Raw genomic sequence first — 15,675 nt, 5'->3', positions numbered from 1 at the left:
AGAAACAGGTGACTCGTGCTCTCTTATGCTGCCAGGCGGATGGTCTATGCGATTCCGATCATCATCGGCGTCGCGCTCGTCTGCTTCATGCTCGTTCACATCACGCCCGGCGATCCCTTGGTCGCGGTGCTGCCGGCCGACGCGTCGCAGGAGCTGGCACAGCAGCTGCGCGTGGCCTATGGCTTCGACAAGCCGCTGCCTGTGCAGTTCGGATTGTGGCTGTGGCGCGCGGTCAATGGCGACCTCGGCAACTCCATCGCCACCGGCCGTCCCGTGCTCGCCGAGGTGCTGCGCGCGGTGTCCAACACTGTCACGCTCGCGATCGCGGCCGCCATCATCGGCTTCTCGCTCGGCCTGTTCTTCGGCCTCGTCGCCGGTTATTTCCGCGATAGCTGGATCGACAAGGTCGCGACCTCGATCGCGATCGCCGGCGTCTCGGTGCCGCATTACTGGCTCGGCATGGTCCTGGTGATCATCTTCTCGGTCGAGCTGAACTGGCTGCCCGCGGTGGGCGCGGGTCCGTCCGGCTCGGGCGCGTGGTCATGGGGCTGGGCGCATATCCGCTTCCTCATATTGCCGGCGATCACCACGTCGGTGATCCCGATGGGCATCATCACCCGCACGGTGCGCGCGCTGACCGGCGACATCCTGAGCCAGGACTTTGTCGAGGCGCTGCGCGCGAAAGGCCTGCGCGAGACCCAGGTGTTCCGCCATGTCCTGAAGAACGCCGCACCGACGGCGCTGGCGATCATGGGGCTGCAGCTCGGCTACATGCTCGGCGGCTCGATCCTGATCGAGACCGTGTTCTCATGGCCCGGCTCTGGGCTGTTGTTGAACTCGGCGATCTTCCAGCGCGATCTGCCGCTCTTGCAGGGCACGATCCTGGTGCTCGCGATGTTCTTCGTCATCCTCAACCTCGTGGTCGACATCGCGCAGGCCGCGATCGATCCGCGCATCAAGCGAGGCTAGTGCGGTGAGCGTCAGTCCCACGAGCACGATGAACGACGCCTCGCTGCAGGCCGCACCGGTCGCGAACGCACGCGGCTATTGGGCGACCGTCGGCCGCCGCATCGTCAGGGACAAGGTCAGCATGGTCTGCGTCGCGGTCCTGATGCTGATCCTGCTCTCCGCTTTGCTCGCGCCCTATCTGCATCTCGCCGATCCCTATCAGGGCTCGATGATCCGCCGCCTGCGCCACATCGGCACGCCGAGCTATCCGCTCGGCACCGACGAGCTCGGACGCGATATGCTGGCGCGGCTGATCTATGGCGGCCGGCTGTCGCTGCTGATCGGCATCTCGCCGGTGATCCTCGCCTTCGGCATCGGCACGCTGCTCGGCCTCGTCGCCGGCTATGTCGGCGGCTGGGTCAACACCGCGATCATGCGCACCATCGACGTGTTCTACGCCTTCCCCTCGGTGCTGCTGGCGATCGCGATCTCGGGCGCGCTCGGCGCCGGCATCACCAACTCCATCGTCTCCTTGACCATCGTGTTCGTGCCGCAGATCACCCGCGTCGCCGAGAGCGTCACCACGGGTGTGCGCAACCGCGATTTCGTCGAGGCGGCGCGGGCCTCCGGTGCCTCATCGTTCACGATCATGCGCGCGCACATGCTCGGCAACGTGCTCGGGCCGATCTTCGTCTACGCCACCGGCCTGATCTCGGTATCGATGATCCTCGCTGCGGGCCTCTCGTTCCTTGGTCTCGGCACCAAGCCGCCGGAGCCGGAATGGGGCCTGATGCTGAACACGCTCCGCACCGCGATCTACGTCAATCCGTGGGTGGCGGCGCTGCCGGGCGTGATGATTTTTGCTGTCTCCATCTGCTTCAACCTGCTCAGCGACGGCCTGCGCAGCGCCATGGACATCCGGAGCTGATGATCATGAGTGAAGCAACGGCAGTCACCGGCCTGGAGCCGATCGAGGACCTCGGCGGCAAGGCGCAGCCGCTGCTGCGGGTCGATCGTCTGACGAAACACTTCCCCGTCCGTGGCGGGCTGTTCGGTGCGCGCAAGACGGTGCGCGCGGTCGACGATGTCTCGTTTGCCATTGGCAAGGGCGAGACCGTCGGCATCGTCGGCGAATCCGGCTGCGGCAAGTCGACGACGGCGCGGCTCTTGATGCACCTGATGGAGCGGGATGCCGGCGAGATCATCTTCGACGGCCGCCAGGTCGGGCATGAGATGTCACTGCGCGAGCTGCGTCGCGGCATGCAGATGGTGTTCCAGGATTCCTATGCCTCGCTCAATCCGCGGCTGACGATCGAGGAGTCGATCGCGTTCGGGCCGAAGGTGCACGGCATGACCGACATCGCGGCACGGGCGCTCGCCCGCGAGCTGCTCGGCAAGGTCGGCCTGAGGCCCGAAACCTTCGCCAACCGTTATCCGCACGAGATCTCCGGTGGTCAGCGCCAGCGCGTCAACATCGCCCGCGCGCTCGCGCTGTCGCCGCGCCTGGTGATCCTCGACGAGGCGGTGTCGGCGCTCGACAAGTCGGTCGAGGCGCAGGTGCTGAACCTGCTGATGGACCTGAAGCGCGAGTTCGGCCTGACCTATCTGTTCATCAGCCACGACCTCAACGTCATCAACTACATCTCCGATCGCGTATTGGTGATGTATCTCGGCGAGGTCGTCGAGCTCGGTCCGGTCGAGCAGGTCTGGGCCAAGCCGGCGCACCCGTATACGCGGGCGCTGCTGGCGGCGATGCCGTCATCCGATCCGGACCGGCGCACCGAGACGCCGCCGCTCTCGGGCGATCCGCCGAACCCGATCGATCCGCCGGCCGGCTGCCGTTTCCACACCCGCTGCCCGTTTGCGGAAGCGCCCTGCTCGAATGTCGCGCCAAGATTGACGGAGCTGGATACAATGGGCCATCAGGCCGCCTGCCACATGGCGATCCCAGGTTCGGGACACAGCCGGGCGCCGGCCGCCTGACGGGCAGACACCAGCAGCGAGAAGCGGAATGACCAGACCCACGCCCCAACAAGTCAGTGCCATCGCGGAGGCCTCCGGGCTGCCCGTCGACAAGGAGGTTGCGACCCGCATCGCCGACTCGATCGGACCGGCCTTCGACAACTTCGCCGCGGTCGCCGGCACCCTGCCGTTCGACCTGGAGCCTGCGAGCTACGTCGTGGCGCAGACGCTGAAGGTGGGCCGATGAGCACCGAACCTTCCTTGATGACCCTGACCGACGTCGCGAAGGCGATCGCGGACAGGAAGCTCTCTTCGGTCGAGGTGACGCGCTCCTGCCTGCACCGCATCGCGCAATGGCAGCCGAAGCTGAACGCCTTCATGGCGATCGAGTCCGAGCCGGCGTTGAAGGCGGCCGCCGAGGCCGATTCCGCCCTGGCCAAGGACGGCCAGAAGGGCCCGCTGCATGGCGTGCCGCTCGCCCACAAGGACATGTACTACGAGGCCGGCCACATCTCGACCTGCGGCTCGCTGATCCGGCGCGACTTCGTGGCGACGACGACGTCGACCGCGCTGCAGCGGCTGAAGGATGCCGGATCGATCCGGCTCGGCACCTTGCAGATGGCCGAGTTCGCCTATGGCCCGACCGGCCACAACGCGCATTACGGTCCGGTGCACAATCCCTGGAAGCTCGGCTACGTCACCGGCGGCTCGTCGTCCGGCTCCGGCTCGGCGGTCGGCGCGCGTCTCACCTTTGCGGCGCTCGGCTCCGACACCGGCGGCTCGATCCGCATGCCCGCGAATTTCTGCGGCGTCACCGGCCTGAAGGTCACCTGGGGCCGCGTCAGCCGCGCCGGTGCGATGCCGCTGTCGCAGTCGCTCGACACGGTCGGACCTCTTGCTCAGACTGCCGAGGATTGCGCGTTGCTGCTCGGGCTGATGGCCGGTCCTGATCCCGAGGATCCGACCGCCAGCTCCGCGACCGTGCCGGACTATGTCGCGGCCACCCAGGCCTCGATCAAGGGTCTCAGGATCGGCGTGCCCAAGGCGTTCTATGTCGACGACCTCGATCCTGAGGTGGCGCACTGTCTCGATGCGACGATCGCGGTCCTGAAGACCGAGGGCGCCGATGTGGTTCAGGTCGAGCTGCCGGATCAGCGCCAGCTCACCGCGGCCTGCCAGCTCGTGCTAGCGGTCGAGGCGGCCGCCTTCCACAAGCGCTGGATGATCGAGCGGCCGCAGGACTACGGCCCCCAGGTGCTGATGCGGCTGCAGAACGCGCTGGCCGTCTCCGGCGTCGCCTATCTCGAAGCGCTGCGTTGGCGCGGTGCTGCCCTGGCGGCGCATGTCGCAGCGACGTCAGGCGTCGATGCGGTGGTCGCACCGGTGTCGCCGCTGGTGACACCTTCGATCGTCGAGAGCGACGTTGGCGGCGCGCCGGGTGCGGAGGCCGTGATCCAGCGCATCACCCGCTTCACCCGCCCGGTGAACTATCTCGGCCTGCCATCGCTGGCGATCCCGACCGGCTTCACGTCGACGGGTCTTCCGGTCGGCATGCAACTGATCGGCCGCTCGTTCGATGAGGCGACGATCCTGACCATCGGCGCCGCCTTCCAGCGCGCGACTGATTTCCACGCCAGGGTGCCGACGCTGCCATGAGGGAGACCTGTGCATACCGTCCGACGATCTCACCCTCCCCTGGAGGGGGAGGGTCGATTGCGCATGGCATGCGCAATCGGGGTGGGGTGACGGCCTCTCCCCTTGGAAGCGAGTCCATGGAGGGGCTGTCACCCCACCCCGTCTCGCATTCCCGCTGCGCTTCGTGCGAGCCGACCCTCCCCCTCCAGGGGAGGGTGGCAGCTCACTTCGCAATTGGCCACGGCGTTCCTGACGGCAAGGTGAGATAGCCTCCCCATGACCAACCTCGTCGAGATCGACAATCTCACCATCCGCTTCACCGGCGAGCGCACCGTGCATGCGGTGAACGACGTCAGCCTGTCGCTCGGCGACGGCGAGGTGCTCGGCCTGCTCGGCGAGTCCGGCTCGGGCAAGAGCGTGACGATGCGCGCGCTGATGCGGCTGCTGCCGAACAAGCGGACGCAGATCTCAGGCAGTGTCAAGGCGCTGGGCCGCGACGTGCTGGCGATGAACGACGAGGAGCTGTCGCAGTTTCGCGGCCGCTCCGTGTCGATGATCTTCCAGGAGCCGGGGCTTGCACTCGATCCGGTCTATACCATCGGCCGGCAGATCGCCGAGACCGTCATGCGGCACGAGGGCAAGAGTTTTGCAGAAGCGCAGGCGCGGGCGCTGGAGATGCTCGACGTCGTCAGGATTCCCTCGGCGAAGCGTCGCCTGGAGTCCTATCCGCACGAGATGTCCGGCGGCATGCGCCAGCGGGCGATGATCGCGCTGGCGCTGGCGTGCCGGCCGAAAGTGTTGCTGGCGGACGAGCCCACCACCGCACTCGACGCCACCGTGCAGATCCAGATCCTGCTGCTGCTGCGCGAACTGCAGCGCGAGTTCGGCATGTCCGTCATCTTCGTCACCCACGACATCGGCGTCGCGATCGAGATCTGCGACCGCCTCGCCGTGATGTATGCCGGAGAGATCGTGGAGCAGGGCAGCTTGCGCGAGATCGTGCGCCAACCCGTGCACCCCTACGCGCGCGGCCTACTGGCTTCGACGATCCACGGTGCCAAGCGCGGCGAGCGGCTGCAGACCATTCCCGGCACGCCACCCTCGCTCGACCGGGCGCCGCGGAGCTGCTCGTTCGCACCGCGCTGCAGCCTGGCGCAGCCGCGCTGCTCGGAGGCGATGCCGCCGAACATTGCGCTCGGGCCGCAGCGGCTGGCGCGCTGTATCCTGGCCGAGGCGCCGGCAAGTGTGGCGGCGACGTAACGGTTCGCCCGAAACGCGCTACTCACCGGCCGAAACCGTGCATCGCGTGTCGAAGCGTCGCGGCGGCCTCGCTAAGGTGCTGGCACGCGTGGGACCGATCGTCCGCGCCGGATGAGGACGCGCCATGCACGTATCGAACGAAGGTATCCTGGTCATTCTGTTCGTTGGCCTGGTTGCAGGCTGGCTCGCGGGCAAGATCGTGCGCGGCACCGGCTTCGGGCTGGTCGGCGACATCGTGATCGGCGTGCTCGGCGCTTTGGTCGCGAGCCTGATCTTCCCGCGGCTTGGCGTCCGGATCGGGACCGGCCTCGTGTCGGAAATCGTCTATTCCGCGCTCGGCGCCATCATTCTTCTGTTGGTGGTGCGGCTCGTGCGGACCGGCGGGCGGCTCTAGGGCTTGCGATCCGGCGTGGCTGAACGTTTGCACTGCGCCACGCGACATACCCAAGCACATAGCTAATTTACGCTAAAGTGAGCATCGTTGGACGCTCACCGCAGGAATCAGTATATTTCGCCTTGTTTGCCGCCAGTTTGTGCTTTTGATCGGCGGTCATGCAGCTCATTTGATCAATTGAAGAGATGGTGGTGATGGCGGCCGCACCTCACGTGAGGCAATCCGAGCTCAGCGATGCCTTGCGCGGTTGCCGCAGCGCCTTCATCGGCGTTGGGGCGATGAGCTGCATCATCAACCTGCTCTACCTTACCGGCTCGATCTTCATGCTCGAGGTCTACGACCGGGTGCTGCCCAGCCGGTCCGTGCCGACCCTGATCGGCCTGATCATCATCGCCGCCGGGCTTTACGCCGCTCAGGGCGCGCTCGACATGATCCGTAGCCGTATTCTCGGCCGCATCGGCACCGCCCTGGATGAGAGCCTGAACGCGCGGGTGTTCGACACCGTGGTGCGGTTGCCGCTGGCGGCCGGCGGTCGCAACGAAGGGCTGCAGCCGTTGCGCGACCTCGACAACATCAGGAGCTTTCTCGGCAGCCAGGGGCCGGGCGCGTTCTTCGATCTGCCGTGGCTGCCGCTGTATCTGGCGATCTGCTTCGCCTTTCACGTGATGCTCGGCGTCACCGCGCTGGCCGGCGCCATCATCCTCGTCACCCTGACGCTGATCACCGAATTCCTCACCCGCACTCCCGCCAAGGAGGCGATGGGGCTCGCCGCCCGCCGCAATGATCTCGCCACCGCAAGCCGGCGCAACGCGGAGGTGCTGGTCGCGATGGGCATGACCGGGCGCATGCTGTCGCGCTGGAGCGAGACCAACGAAAAGTATCTCGCCGGCAACCAGCGCGCCAGCGACGTCGCCGGCGGTCTCGGCGCCATCGCCAAGGTGCTGCGCATGATGCTGCAGTCCGCGGTGCTCGCGGTCGGCGCCTATCTCGTGATCCATCAGGAGGCGACCGCGGGCATCATCATCGCCGGCTCGATCCTGAGCGCGCGGGCGCTGGCGCCGGTCGATCTCGCGATCGCGCATTGGAAGAGCTTCGTTGCCGCGCGTCAGAGCTGGCGCCGTCTCAGCCATCTGTTGCAGACGATGCCGCAGCGACCGGCGCCGACCCTGTTGCAGCCGCCGGTCGGCAAGCTCTCGGTCGAGGCCATCTCGATCGTCGCGCCCGGCGATCAGAAGGCGATCGTGCAGGACGTGAGCTTCGCGCTGTCCGCCGGCAACGGCCTTGGCATCATCGGCCCGAGCGCGTCGGGCAAGTCGTCGCTGGTCCGCGCGCTGGTCGGCGTCTGGCGTCCGGTGCGCGGCCATGTCCGGCTCGACGGCGCGGCGCTCGACCAATGGTCGACGGACGAGCTCGGCCGCCACATCGGCTATCTGCCGCAGGATGTCGAACTGTTCGGCGGCACCGTGGCGCAGAACATCTGCCGCTTCGATCCGAAAGCCTCCGCTGACGGCATCATCGCCGCCGCCAAGGAGGCCGGCGTGCACGACATGATCATCAAGATGCGCGACGGCTACGATACAGAGATCGGCGAGCAGGGCGCCGCGCTCTCGGCGGGCCAGGCGCAGCGCGTGGCGTTGGCGCGCGCGCTCTATGGCAATCCGTTCCTGATCGTGCTCGACGAGCCCAACTCCAATCTCGACACCGAAGGCGACGAGGCGTTGTCGCGCGCGGTGCGCTCGGCGCGGGCGCGCGGCGCGATCGTCGTCATCGTCGCACACCGGCCGATCGGCATCGAGGCGGTGGACCAGGTCCTGGTCATGAAGGACGGCCGCGCGCAGGCCTTCGGTCCGAAGGAGACGGTGCTGGCGCAGGTGCTTCAGCCGCGCCCGCCGGCACCGATCAAGATCGTCTCGGAGGCCGGAGTGACGAAGTCATGAGCAGTCAAGTCGTCGCAGGTCCTCTTCCGAGGGCGCGCAAGCCGGAGAGCGTGCGCGAGTCGATAAGGCGTCACCTGCTGGTCGGCATGGGCGTCGTCGTTGCAGTCGCCGGCGGGCTCGGCGGCTGGGCCGCGACGCAGCAGATCTCCGGCGCGCTGATCGCGCCGGGCCAGATCGTGGTCGAATCCAACGTCAAGAAGGTGCAGCATCCGACCGGCGGCGTGGTCGGCGAGCTCAGGGCGCGCGACGGCGACGTCGTCAAGTCCGGCGACATCGTTGTCAGGTTGGACGACACCGTGACCAAGGCGAGCCTCGCCATCGTCACCAAGAATCTCGACGCGCTGCAGGCGCGCGCCGCCCGGCTCGAGGCGGAGCAGCGCGGCTGGGCCAAGATCCTGTTCCCGCCGCAGCTGCTGCAGCGGTTGAGCGATCCCGACGTCAACAGCCTGCTCGCCTCCGAGACCAAGCTGTTCGAGGTCCGCGTCAACGGCCGCGTCGGGCAGAAGGCGCAGCTGCGCGAGCGCGTCACCCAGCTGAACGAGGAGATCGAGGGCCTCTCGGCGCAGGTCAGCGCCAAGGACCAGGAGATCGCGCTGGTGCAGAAGGAGCTCGATGGCGTGCGCCAGCTGTATGAGCAGCATCTGGTGCAGCTGTCGCGCCTGACCGCCCTGGAGCGCGACGCCGCCCGCCTCAATGGCGAGCGCGCGCAGTTCATCGCGGCCCGCGCCCAGGCCAAGGGCAAGATCAGCGAGACCGAGCTGCAGATCATCCAGGTCGACAAGGACATGGTGAGCGAGGTGTCCAAGGACCTGCGCGAGACCACCGACAAGATCGGCGAGTTTGTCGAGCGCAAGGTCACCGCCGAGGACCAGCTGCGCCGCGTCGACATCCGCGCGCCGCAGGACGGCATGGTGCTGCAGTCGACCGTCCACACCGTGGGCGGCGTCATCACCGCGGGCGACGCCATCATGCTGATCGTGCCGCAGAGCGACGACCTCCAGGTCGAAGCCAAGGTCAATCCGCAGGACATCGACAAGCTGCAGGTCGGCCAGAAGACTTTGCTGCGGCTCTCCGCCTTCAACCAGCGCACCACGCCGGAATTGAATGGCGTCGTCAGCCGCGTCTCGCCCGACGTCACCACCGACCAGCGCACCGGCCAGAGCTATTACACCATCCGCGTCTCAATGCCGCCGGAGGAGATCGCCCGGCTCGGCGACGTCAAGCTGATTCCGGGCATGCCGGTCGAAGCCTTCGTCCAGACCGGCGACCGCACCGTGATCTCCTACCTGATGAAGCCGCTGCACGACCAGCTGATGCGTGCGTTCCGGGAGAAGTGAGGCAAGGGCGATCACGCCGCTGCTTCGAGACCATTGGCGCTGCCCCAAACTCAGTGTCATCCCCGCGAACGCGGGGATCCATAGCCACCGGCGGACATTGGCTTGCCCGAGGGCTCAACGTGTGGCCTGCCTCAAGCGAGATCACGCGGTATGGGTCCCGGGTCTGCGCCCGCTGACGCTTTGCGTCACCGGGCTTGCCCGGGACGACACCGATTTTATTGGTCGAGCTTCGTCAGCAACAGCTCCAGCGCGCTTTTCGCGAACAGCTGCATGTTGGCAAAGCGGTCGCTGCGGCCGCTCTCCAGGGTGACTACAGCGGTCGCGGGGCCGGCCACCGCGAAACAGGCATGGCCAGCGGCGTCGCCATAGCGGTTACCGGTCGGGCCGGCCGCGCCGGTCTCCGACAAGCCCCAATCGGTCGCAAACCGTGTCCTGATCTGCCGCGCCAGCAGCTCCGCATAAGGCTCCGACGCCGAGCGAATGCCCTTCATCGCCTCGTCCGGAATGTCCATCAGCACGCGGCGGGCGTCGCGCGTATAGACCACGGCGCCGCCGAGGAAATAGGCGGAGGCGCCGGGCACCGCGAGCAGCGCCGCCGCGATCAGGCCGCCGGCGGAGGACTCCGCAACGGCAATGGTCTGCTTGTTGGCGATCAGCCGCGCCGCGACCTTCTCGGCGACAGCGATGAGGTGCTGCATGGCGGTCATCCTTCGGCAGCGTCGACACCCGCTGCCGCCGGCTGCTGTTCATTCCCCACCATCATGCGCCGAAAGCGCGCGCCAAGGAAGGCGCTGCCCCTCGCAGCGATCACGCAATGACCGGCTCGCGCGCCGCGACGGCCTGGCGGCCGCCGCGATAGACGGTCATCGCTGCGATGATACCGAGCACGGCGGCGCACATCAGCCAGTAGCCGGGCGAGGCCTTGTCGCCGGTCTTGTTGATGAGCCAGGTCGAGACCGTCGGCGTCGCGGTGCCGAACAGCCCAGCCGCCAGCGCAAAGGCGATCGAGAAGCAGGTGGTGCGGACATGCGCAGGCACGATCTCGACCAGGCAGCCCAGCATGGTGCCGCTGTAGACGCCGAAATAGAACGAGAACAGCATTTCGACCGCGAGCAGCTTGCCGAAGCTCGGCGCCGCCGCGAGCCAGTGCAAGGCGGGATAGGCGGTCAGCAACGCCAGAGCCGCGATGGTCACCAGCACCGGCTTGCGTCCGATCCGATCCGACACCGCGCCGCCAACCGGATTCCATAAGAAGTTGGTTACGGCGACCAGCAAAGTGACGAGCAGTGAATCCGCCGCCGACAGCTTCAGCTCCTTGCCGAAACCGGGACCGTAGACGGTGATGAAGTAGAACATCGTCGTGGTCAGCACTGCGATCATCATGCCGAGGATCACGATGCGCCAGTTCTCCAGCGCCGAGGCGAATACTTCGCGCGCGGTCGGGTGCTTCTTCATCGCGAGGAAGGCCGGCGTCTCCTCCAGCGTGCGGCGCAGGAAGAAGATCAGCGGAATGATCAGGCAACCGATGAAGAACGGGATGCGCCAGCCCCAGGCCGCCACCATGTCCGCCGGCATGGCCTGGTTGAGCACATAGCCGATGACCGACGCGACGAAGATCGCGACCTGCTGGCTGGACGACTGGAACGAGGTGTAGAGGCCGCGATTGCCGGGCGTGGAGATCTCGGACAGATAGACCGACACGCCGCCGAGCTCGACGCCGGCCGAGAAGCCCTGCAACAGCCGCCCGAGCAGCACGATGATCGGGGCCGCGATGCCGATCGTCGCATAGGTCGGGCAGAACGCGATGACAACGGTGCCGACCGCCATGATGCCGAGCGTCACGATCAGGCCCTGGCGCCGGCCGATCTTGTCGACATAGGCACCGAGCACGATCGCGCCGACCGGCCGCATCAGGGCGCCGAGCCAGAACACGCCATAGGCGTTCAGCAGAGATGCAGTCTCGTTCTCCGATGGGAAGAACGCCTTGGCGATGATCGGGGCATAGAACCCGAACAGGAAGAAGTCGAACTGCTCGAGGAAATTGCCGCTGGTGGCGCGCAGGATCGCGCCGATGCGCGAATGGATCGTAGCCGGCTGCGGGATTGACGTTGAGGACACGCGGGGAAACTCCTACCGTCGAGAGGCTCGTGCGGAGGATTTCTACGCCGGCCGAAGGGAAAGGTGCGACAATCTGCCACACCAAGCCATGGCGGCCAATAGCTTTGCGCTCAAGGCGCCCTAGGCCTGAACAGAATTGCCGGCGGCCGACTTCTGCTGCGTTGCATCCTTCAGCCATTGCCGGAACGCCTTCAGCTTCGGCGGATCGGTTCGTCCCTCCGGGGTCACCAGATAGAACCCGGCGTCGCTCGGCAGCGCCATCTTGAACGGCACCACCAGCCGGCCCTTGGCGATGTCGTCCTGGACGTAGGCTGTGCGGCCGATCGCGACGCCGAGCCCGTCGATCGCAGCCTGGACGGTCATCAGCGACAGGTCGAAGCTCAGCCGGCCCTGCCTCGACATCTCCACCGGCAGACCCGCCGCGGTCAGCCAGAGCCGCCAGTCGTCGTCATAGCCGCCGCTGGCCTGCAGCAGCGTGTGATGCGCGAGGTCCTCCGGACAGCGTAGCGGCTTGTCGCCCTGCAGCAGCGCCGGACTGCACACCGGAAACAGCTCGTCGGCCATCAGCCATTCGGCCCGGACGCCCGGCCAGTGGCCGCGGCCATAGCGGATCGCAGCGTCGACGTCGTCCTTGCGGAAGTCGACCAGGGTGGTCGAGGTCGTGATCCGCACGTCGATGCCGGGATGGGCTTCCTGGAATGCCGTCAGCCGCGGCAGCAGCCATTTGGCGGCCAGCGAGGCGATGGTGGAGACCGTCAGCACCTTGGCGTTGTCCTTGCGCACCAGCCGCTCGGTCGCCAGCCGGAGATCGTCGAACGCCGCCCGCACCAGCGGGAGATAGTCGCGGGCCTGCGGCGTCAACGCCAAGCTACGGTTCTGGCGGACGAAAAGGCGCAGCCCGAGCTCATCCTCCAAGCGCTTGATCTGATGGCTGATCGCGGTCTGCGTCACGTTCAGTTCGGAGGCCGCGCGGGTGAAGCTCAGATGCCGCGCCGCGGCCTCGAACGCCCGCAATCCATTCAGCGACGGCAGCCGGGTCACTCAGGGTCTCCCGTTTGCATGACGTTATATCATCCGAAGCGGTAGTAAATGTCGTTTGTAGATGAAAGGCAAGCCTCCGATAGTGCAGGTTCAGTGCAATACAGGAGGCTTTCATGTCTTTCTACGTCTCCTCGTCAATGACGAAACATCATACTCCCGGCTTCTGGTCGGGGGTGGCCGAGCTACTCGCCGCCTGGCGCCTCCGCTACCGCACACGGCACGAGCTGGCGCAATGGTCGGAGCGCGACCTGCACGACCTCGGCCTGTCCCGTAGCGATATCGCCGCCGAGATCGACAAGCCGTTCTGGCGGGGTTGAGCCCCTCACTCGTCCCGTCGCGCCGGCGCCGCTCCGCAAAGGAGGGCGCCGGCAATTTGATCTCCGCCGGAGTCCGTCATGCCGACGTCCGCCGTTGCCGATTTCGCCGCCGCGTCCAACGCCATTCACACCCGGCGTGGCGACGAGGTGCGGCTGCGCTTCGTGACATCGGCTGATGCCGAGGCGCTGCAGACCTATGTGCGCTCCTTGAGCCCGCGCTCGCGTCACAAGCGTTTCCTCGGCGCGCTGAGCGAACTGCCTCCGGCTGTGCTCGACGATTTCGTCGCGCTCGGCCGCAACGACCGTTACAGCCTGATCGGCGTGATGGATCACGACGGCGTCGAGAGCATCGTGGCCGAAGCGCGCTACGCGCTCGACCGCGATACCGGCCGCGTCGAGTTCGGCCTGTCGGTGCAGGACCGCTGGCAGGGCCACGGCATCGGCCCGGCGCTGATCGCGAATCTCGAGCGCCGCGCGGTTGCGCTCGGCGGCGTCACGCTATCGGGCGATGCGCTGCGTACCAACGACGTGATGATTGCGCTCGCCAGGAAGTCCGGCTTCGATCTTCGCCAGTATCCCGATGACTGGACCTTGGTGCGATTCGAGAAGGAGCTGAGGCACCGGTCTACGGAATCGCCAAGCGGCGGCCTGAGGGTAGTGGACCGTGAGCCGCGCATCATAGCACATTCATGATATGACGTCCGTCATGCCACGCGCAGGCGGAGTATCCCATGCGCTGCGGTCTGTCCACGTTCCTCTCCGCGAGCTGCGCGTACTGGATCGCCCGGTCAAGCCGGGCGATGACAGTCGTTGTGAGGCGAGCATCGGCAATCGAATGACTACGCCGCGCCTCAAAACATCTCCACCCACGGCCTGAGCTCGATCTCCCAGCTCCAGGCGCTGCGCGGCTGCTGAAGCACGCTCCAATAGCTGGCAGCGATGGCGTCCGGGTCGAGCATCGAGTCCGGGCGCTCGGCGGGCTCCTGCCTTGCCGCACTCCTGATCCCGCCGTCGATGACGAAGTGCGCGACGTGGATGCCCTGCGGCGACAGTTCGCGCGCCATGCTCTGGGCGAGGCCGCGCAGCGCGAACTTGCCCATCGCGAACGGCGCCGACTGGGCGTAGCCCTTCACGCTGGCGGAGGCGCCGGTGAACAGGATGGCGCCGTGCTTGTTCGGCAGCATGCGCTGTGCCGCCTGCTGCGCCACCAAGAAGCCGCCGAAGGCGCTGACGGCAATCGACTGCTGCACGTCGGCCGGCACGAGATCGGTGAGCGCTCCGCGCGCCCGCGCGCTGGCATTGTAGACCACGAGATCAGGCGCGCCGATCTCGCGCTCGACGATGCCGAACAGCCGCTCGACCTCCTCCGGATTGGTCGCATCGCAGGGGTAGGCGCGGGCGCCGGTCTCGTTGCAGAGCGCGCCGAGCTTCTCGATCTTGCGCGCAGCCAGCGCCACGCGGATCTTCTCGCGCGCGAACAGCCGCGCCAGCGAGGCCGAGAGCCCTTCGCCGGCACCGACGATGAGGGCGATCTTGTAGGCTGGGATATCCATGGGCAGGTCCTTGGGCCAAAGCGTCCGCAGGAATCAAGCTAATGCACCGGCGGCCGACTTCCTACGGCTCGTCCCCACATTTTTGCCACGCGCCCTCAGGTGGGGCGCGGCTGCAATCCGGCGAGGCAACCAATCTCCTCCAGCACGACGTCGAGTCGGCTTCGATCGTGCAGGAACGCGTATTTGCCGCGGAGCATGGCCAACGAGCGCGCATGATATTTCTGCGGCTTCTGTGTCCACGTGAAGTCACCCAGCTGCACGCTGAAGACGTCGCGCTGTCCCGCCAGTGCCTGCTCGTTGGCGAGCGTCCACGGCATGAACAGCGCGCCGACTTGGCGGGTCAGGATCGGCATCAAGGTCAGTGACAGTTCCGGCCACAGCTCGAACTCGCCTTCGGCGCGCGGCCATAGCATGCGGTGGATCCAGGCCAGCACATGCGGCGCGCGGCCTTCGATCAGGGCGCCGGCGGTCGGATCGGTCCACAGCTCGTAGAGCTGGCCCCACAGTCCGAAATCGCCGTAGGCCGGACGGTGGCCGAACAGATACGGCCTGACCGAGAGATGTCGTTCGAGCAGGTCGAGCATTTCGGCAAAGCCCTGCTCGATCTGCGGCGCGTTGATCTCGTTCGAGCCGACATACCAGAGCCGCTCGACCATGCGGGCGCGGACTTTATCCGCCACTTCGCCGCACTCGGCCTCGTCCGCCCTGGGGGCGCGGATGCGGGCGATGCGTCCGGCCGAGGCGCGCTGATCGAGATCACGGGCCCAGCGATAATGGAACATCCACTTGTTGCCCCACTCGTCGCCGAACTCCTCGATCAAGGCCGAGATGAAGCTCGTCAGCGCGTCGCCGGGATGAATCGTGGGTTGCGGAAAGTCGAGCTCCAGCGCGTCGATGATCGGCGTCGAATCCTGCATCGGCACCTCGCCGGGGCCGACCACCAGCGGAATGATCGGCAGCTTGGCGTGCCGCGCGAACTCCGCCTCGCTTTCCGCATTGCGCAATATCCATTGATGCGGAATGCCCTTGTAACGCAGATACGATCGCACCTTGACCGAATAGGGCGACATCTCCGCCCCGAAGATGCGATAAACCTCCGTCGGCTGATTGGTCATGGATCTGCTCCCGGTTCGGCGCACGCCGCTGCTTGTTGTGTATCCCATCAGGCGCAAC

16 protein-coding genes are annotated in these 15,675 nt (G+C 66.7%); 11 read left to right on the top strand and 5 right to left on the bottom strand.

Annotated features, from left to right (window positions below):
• Positions 1-15 precede the first annotated feature (15 nt).
• The 9 genes from QX070_RS03225 to QX070_RS03185 all read left to right on the top strand — a co-directional run bounded on the left by QX070_RS03225 (position 16) and on the right by QX070_RS03185 (position 9,473).
• A complete protein-coding gene (locus QX070_RS03225; RefSeq protein WP_315734828.1) occupies positions 16-969 on the top strand; it encodes an ABC transporter permease in 954 nt (317 codons plus the stop codon).
• 28 nt (positions 970-997) lie between these two features.
• Positions 998-1,876 (top strand): ABC transporter permease, encoded by an 879-nt coding sequence (locus QX070_RS03220; RefSeq protein ID WP_315735697.1) that lies wholly within the window; start codon positions 998-1,000, stop codon positions 1,874-1,876.
• A gap of 5 nt (positions 1,877-1,881) precedes the next feature.
• Entirely contained in the window at positions 1,882-2,931 is a 1,050-nt protein-coding gene (locus tag QX070_RS03215; protein ID WP_315734826.1) for an oligopeptide/dipeptide ABC transporter ATP-binding protein, read from the top strand.
• 28 nt (positions 2,932-2,959) lie between these two features.
• Positions 2,960-3,157, top strand: coding sequence for a hypothetical protein (locus QX070_RS03210; RefSeq protein WP_006611297.1), 198 nt, complete (start codon positions 2,960-2,962; stop codon positions 3,155-3,157).
• The gene (locus QX070_RS03205; protein WP_315734823.1) at positions 3,154-4,566 is read left to right on the top strand and encodes an amidase; all 1,413 of its coding nucleotides are present in this window, start codon (positions 3,154-3,156) and stop codon (positions 4,564-4,566) included. Before QX070_RS03210 ends, QX070_RS03205 begins: the two co-directional genes overlap by 4 nt.
• Positions 4,567-4,821: 255 nt before the next feature.
• Complete coding sequence (locus tag QX070_RS03200) at positions 4,822-5,805, top strand: ABC transporter ATP-binding protein (RefSeq protein ID WP_315734818.1); 984 nt, start codon at positions 4,822-4,824, stop codon at positions 5,803-5,805.
• A 124-nt stretch (positions 5,806-5,929) separates the two neighbouring features.
• Positions 5,930-6,199, top strand: a complete 270-nt coding sequence (locus tag QX070_RS03195; RefSeq protein WP_315713716.1) for a GlsB/YeaQ/YmgE family stress response membrane protein — start codon at positions 5,930-5,932, stop codon at positions 6,197-6,199.
• Between the two features lie 194 nt (positions 6,200-6,393).
• Entirely contained in the window at positions 6,394-8,136 is a 1,743-nt protein-coding gene (locus tag QX070_RS03190) for a type I secretion system permease/ATPase (protein WP_315734816.1), read from the top strand.
• Positions 8,133-9,473 (top strand): HlyD family type I secretion periplasmic adaptor subunit, encoded by a 1,341-nt coding sequence (locus QX070_RS03185; RefSeq protein ID WP_315734814.1) that lies wholly within the window; start codon positions 8,133-8,135, stop codon positions 9,471-9,473. The genes QX070_RS03190 and QX070_RS03185 overlap by 4 nt, the downstream gene beginning before the upstream one ends.
• A gap of 215 nt (positions 9,474-9,688) precedes the next feature.
• On the opposite strand, the gene QX070_RS03180 is transcribed toward QX070_RS03185, so the two are convergent.
• From QX070_RS03180 to QX070_RS03170, 3 genes are all read right to left on the bottom strand, one after another.
• Positions 9,689-10,171 (bottom strand): CinA family protein, encoded by a 483-nt coding sequence (locus tag QX070_RS03180; RefSeq protein ID WP_315734812.1) that lies wholly within the window; start codon positions 10,169-10,171, stop codon positions 9,689-9,691.
• Between the two features lie 109 nt (positions 10,172-10,280).
• Entirely contained in the window at positions 10,281-11,591 is a 1,311-nt protein-coding gene (locus QX070_RS03175) for an MFS transporter (RefSeq protein WP_315734810.1), read from the bottom strand.
• 120 nt (positions 11,592-11,711) lie between these two features.
• A complete protein-coding gene (locus QX070_RS03170; RefSeq protein WP_315734808.1) occupies positions 11,712-12,632 on the bottom strand; it encodes a transcriptional regulator GcvA in 921 nt (306 codons plus the stop codon).
• Positions 12,633-12,745: 113 nt separating this feature from the next.
• On the opposite strand from QX070_RS03170, the gene QX070_RS03165 reads away from it, so the two are divergent.
• Positions 12,746-12,949 (top strand): DUF1127 domain-containing protein, encoded by a 204-nt coding sequence (locus QX070_RS03165; RefSeq protein ID WP_315734806.1) that lies wholly within the window; start codon positions 12,746-12,748, stop codon positions 12,947-12,949.
• Between the two features lie 78 nt (positions 12,950-13,027).
• Positions 13,028-13,642, top strand: a complete 615-nt coding sequence (locus tag QX070_RS03160; RefSeq protein ID WP_315734804.1) for a GNAT family N-acetyltransferase — start codon at positions 13,028-13,030, stop codon at positions 13,640-13,642.
• 158 nt (positions 13,643-13,800) lie between these two features.
• Here the strand turns inward: QX070_RS03160 and QX070_RS03155 are convergent, their stop codons facing one another.
• On the bottom strand, positions 13,801-14,502 hold the full coding sequence (locus QX070_RS03155; RefSeq protein WP_315734802.1) for an SDR family NAD(P)-dependent oxidoreductase: 702 nt from the start codon (positions 14,500-14,502) through the stop codon (positions 13,801-13,803).
• Between the two features lie 95 nt (positions 14,503-14,597).
• Complete coding sequence (locus tag QX070_RS03150) at positions 14,598-15,617, bottom strand: glutathione S-transferase family protein (RefSeq protein WP_315734800.1); 1,020 nt, start codon at positions 15,615-15,617, stop codon at positions 14,598-14,600.
• Between the last annotated feature and the right edge of the window lie 58 nt (positions 15,618-15,675).

It is taken from the genome of Bradyrhizobium sp. SZCCHNR1093, assembly GCF_032381175.1.
In the GTDB taxonomy this organism is placed as follows: Bacteria; Pseudomonadota; Alphaproteobacteria; order Rhizobiales; family Xanthobacteraceae; genus Bradyrhizobium.
Note: the sequence above shows the minus strand (reverse complement) of the source record. Positions and strands in the feature narration are given on the sequence as shown.

Coding starts and splice junctions, on each gene's coding strand:
- QX070_RS03220 (WP_315735697.1), top strand. CDS start 998: ATGAACGACGCCTCGCTGCAGGCCGCACCGGTCGCGAACGCACGCGGC.
- QX070_RS03215 (WP_315734826.1), top strand. CDS start 1,882: ATGAGTGAAGCAACGGCAGTCACCGGCCTGGAGCCGATCGAGGACCTC.
- QX070_RS03210 (WP_006611297.1), top strand. CDS start 2,960: ATGACCAGACCCACGCCCCAACAAGTCAGTGCCATCGCGGAGGCCTCC.
- QX070_RS03205 (WP_315734823.1), top strand. CDS start 3,154: ATGAGCACCGAACCTTCCTTGATGACCCTGACCGACGTCGCGAAGGCG.
- QX070_RS03200 (WP_315734818.1), top strand. CDS start 4,822: ATGACCAACCTCGTCGAGATCGACAATCTCACCATCCGCTTCACCGGC.
- QX070_RS03195 (WP_315713716.1), top strand. CDS start 5,930: ATGCACGTATCGAACGAAGGTATCCTGGTCATTCTGTTCGTTGGCCTG.
- QX070_RS03190 (WP_315734816.1), top strand. CDS start 6,394: ATGGCGGCCGCACCTCACGTGAGGCAATCCGAGCTCAGCGATGCCTTG.
- QX070_RS03185 (WP_315734814.1), top strand. CDS start 8,133: ATGAGCAGTCAAGTCGTCGCAGGTCCTCTTCCGAGGGCGCGCAAGCCG.
- QX070_RS03180 (WP_315734812.1), bottom strand. CDS start 10,171: ATGCAGCACCTCATCGCTGTCGCCGAGAAGGTCGCGGCGCGGCTGATC.
- QX070_RS03165 (WP_315734806.1), top strand. CDS start 12,746: ATGTCTTTCTACGTCTCCTCGTCAATGACGAAACATCATACTCCCGGC.
- QX070_RS03160 (WP_315734804.1), top strand. CDS start 13,028: ATGCCGACGTCCGCCGTTGCCGATTTCGCCGCCGCGTCCAACGCCATT.
- QX070_RS03155 (WP_315734802.1), bottom strand. CDS start 14,502: ATGGATATCCCAGCCTACAAGATCGCCCTCATCGTCGGTGCCGGCGAA.
- QX070_RS03150 (WP_315734800.1), bottom strand. CDS start 15,617: ATGACCAATCAGCCGACGGAGGTTTATCGCATCTTCGGGGCGGAGATG.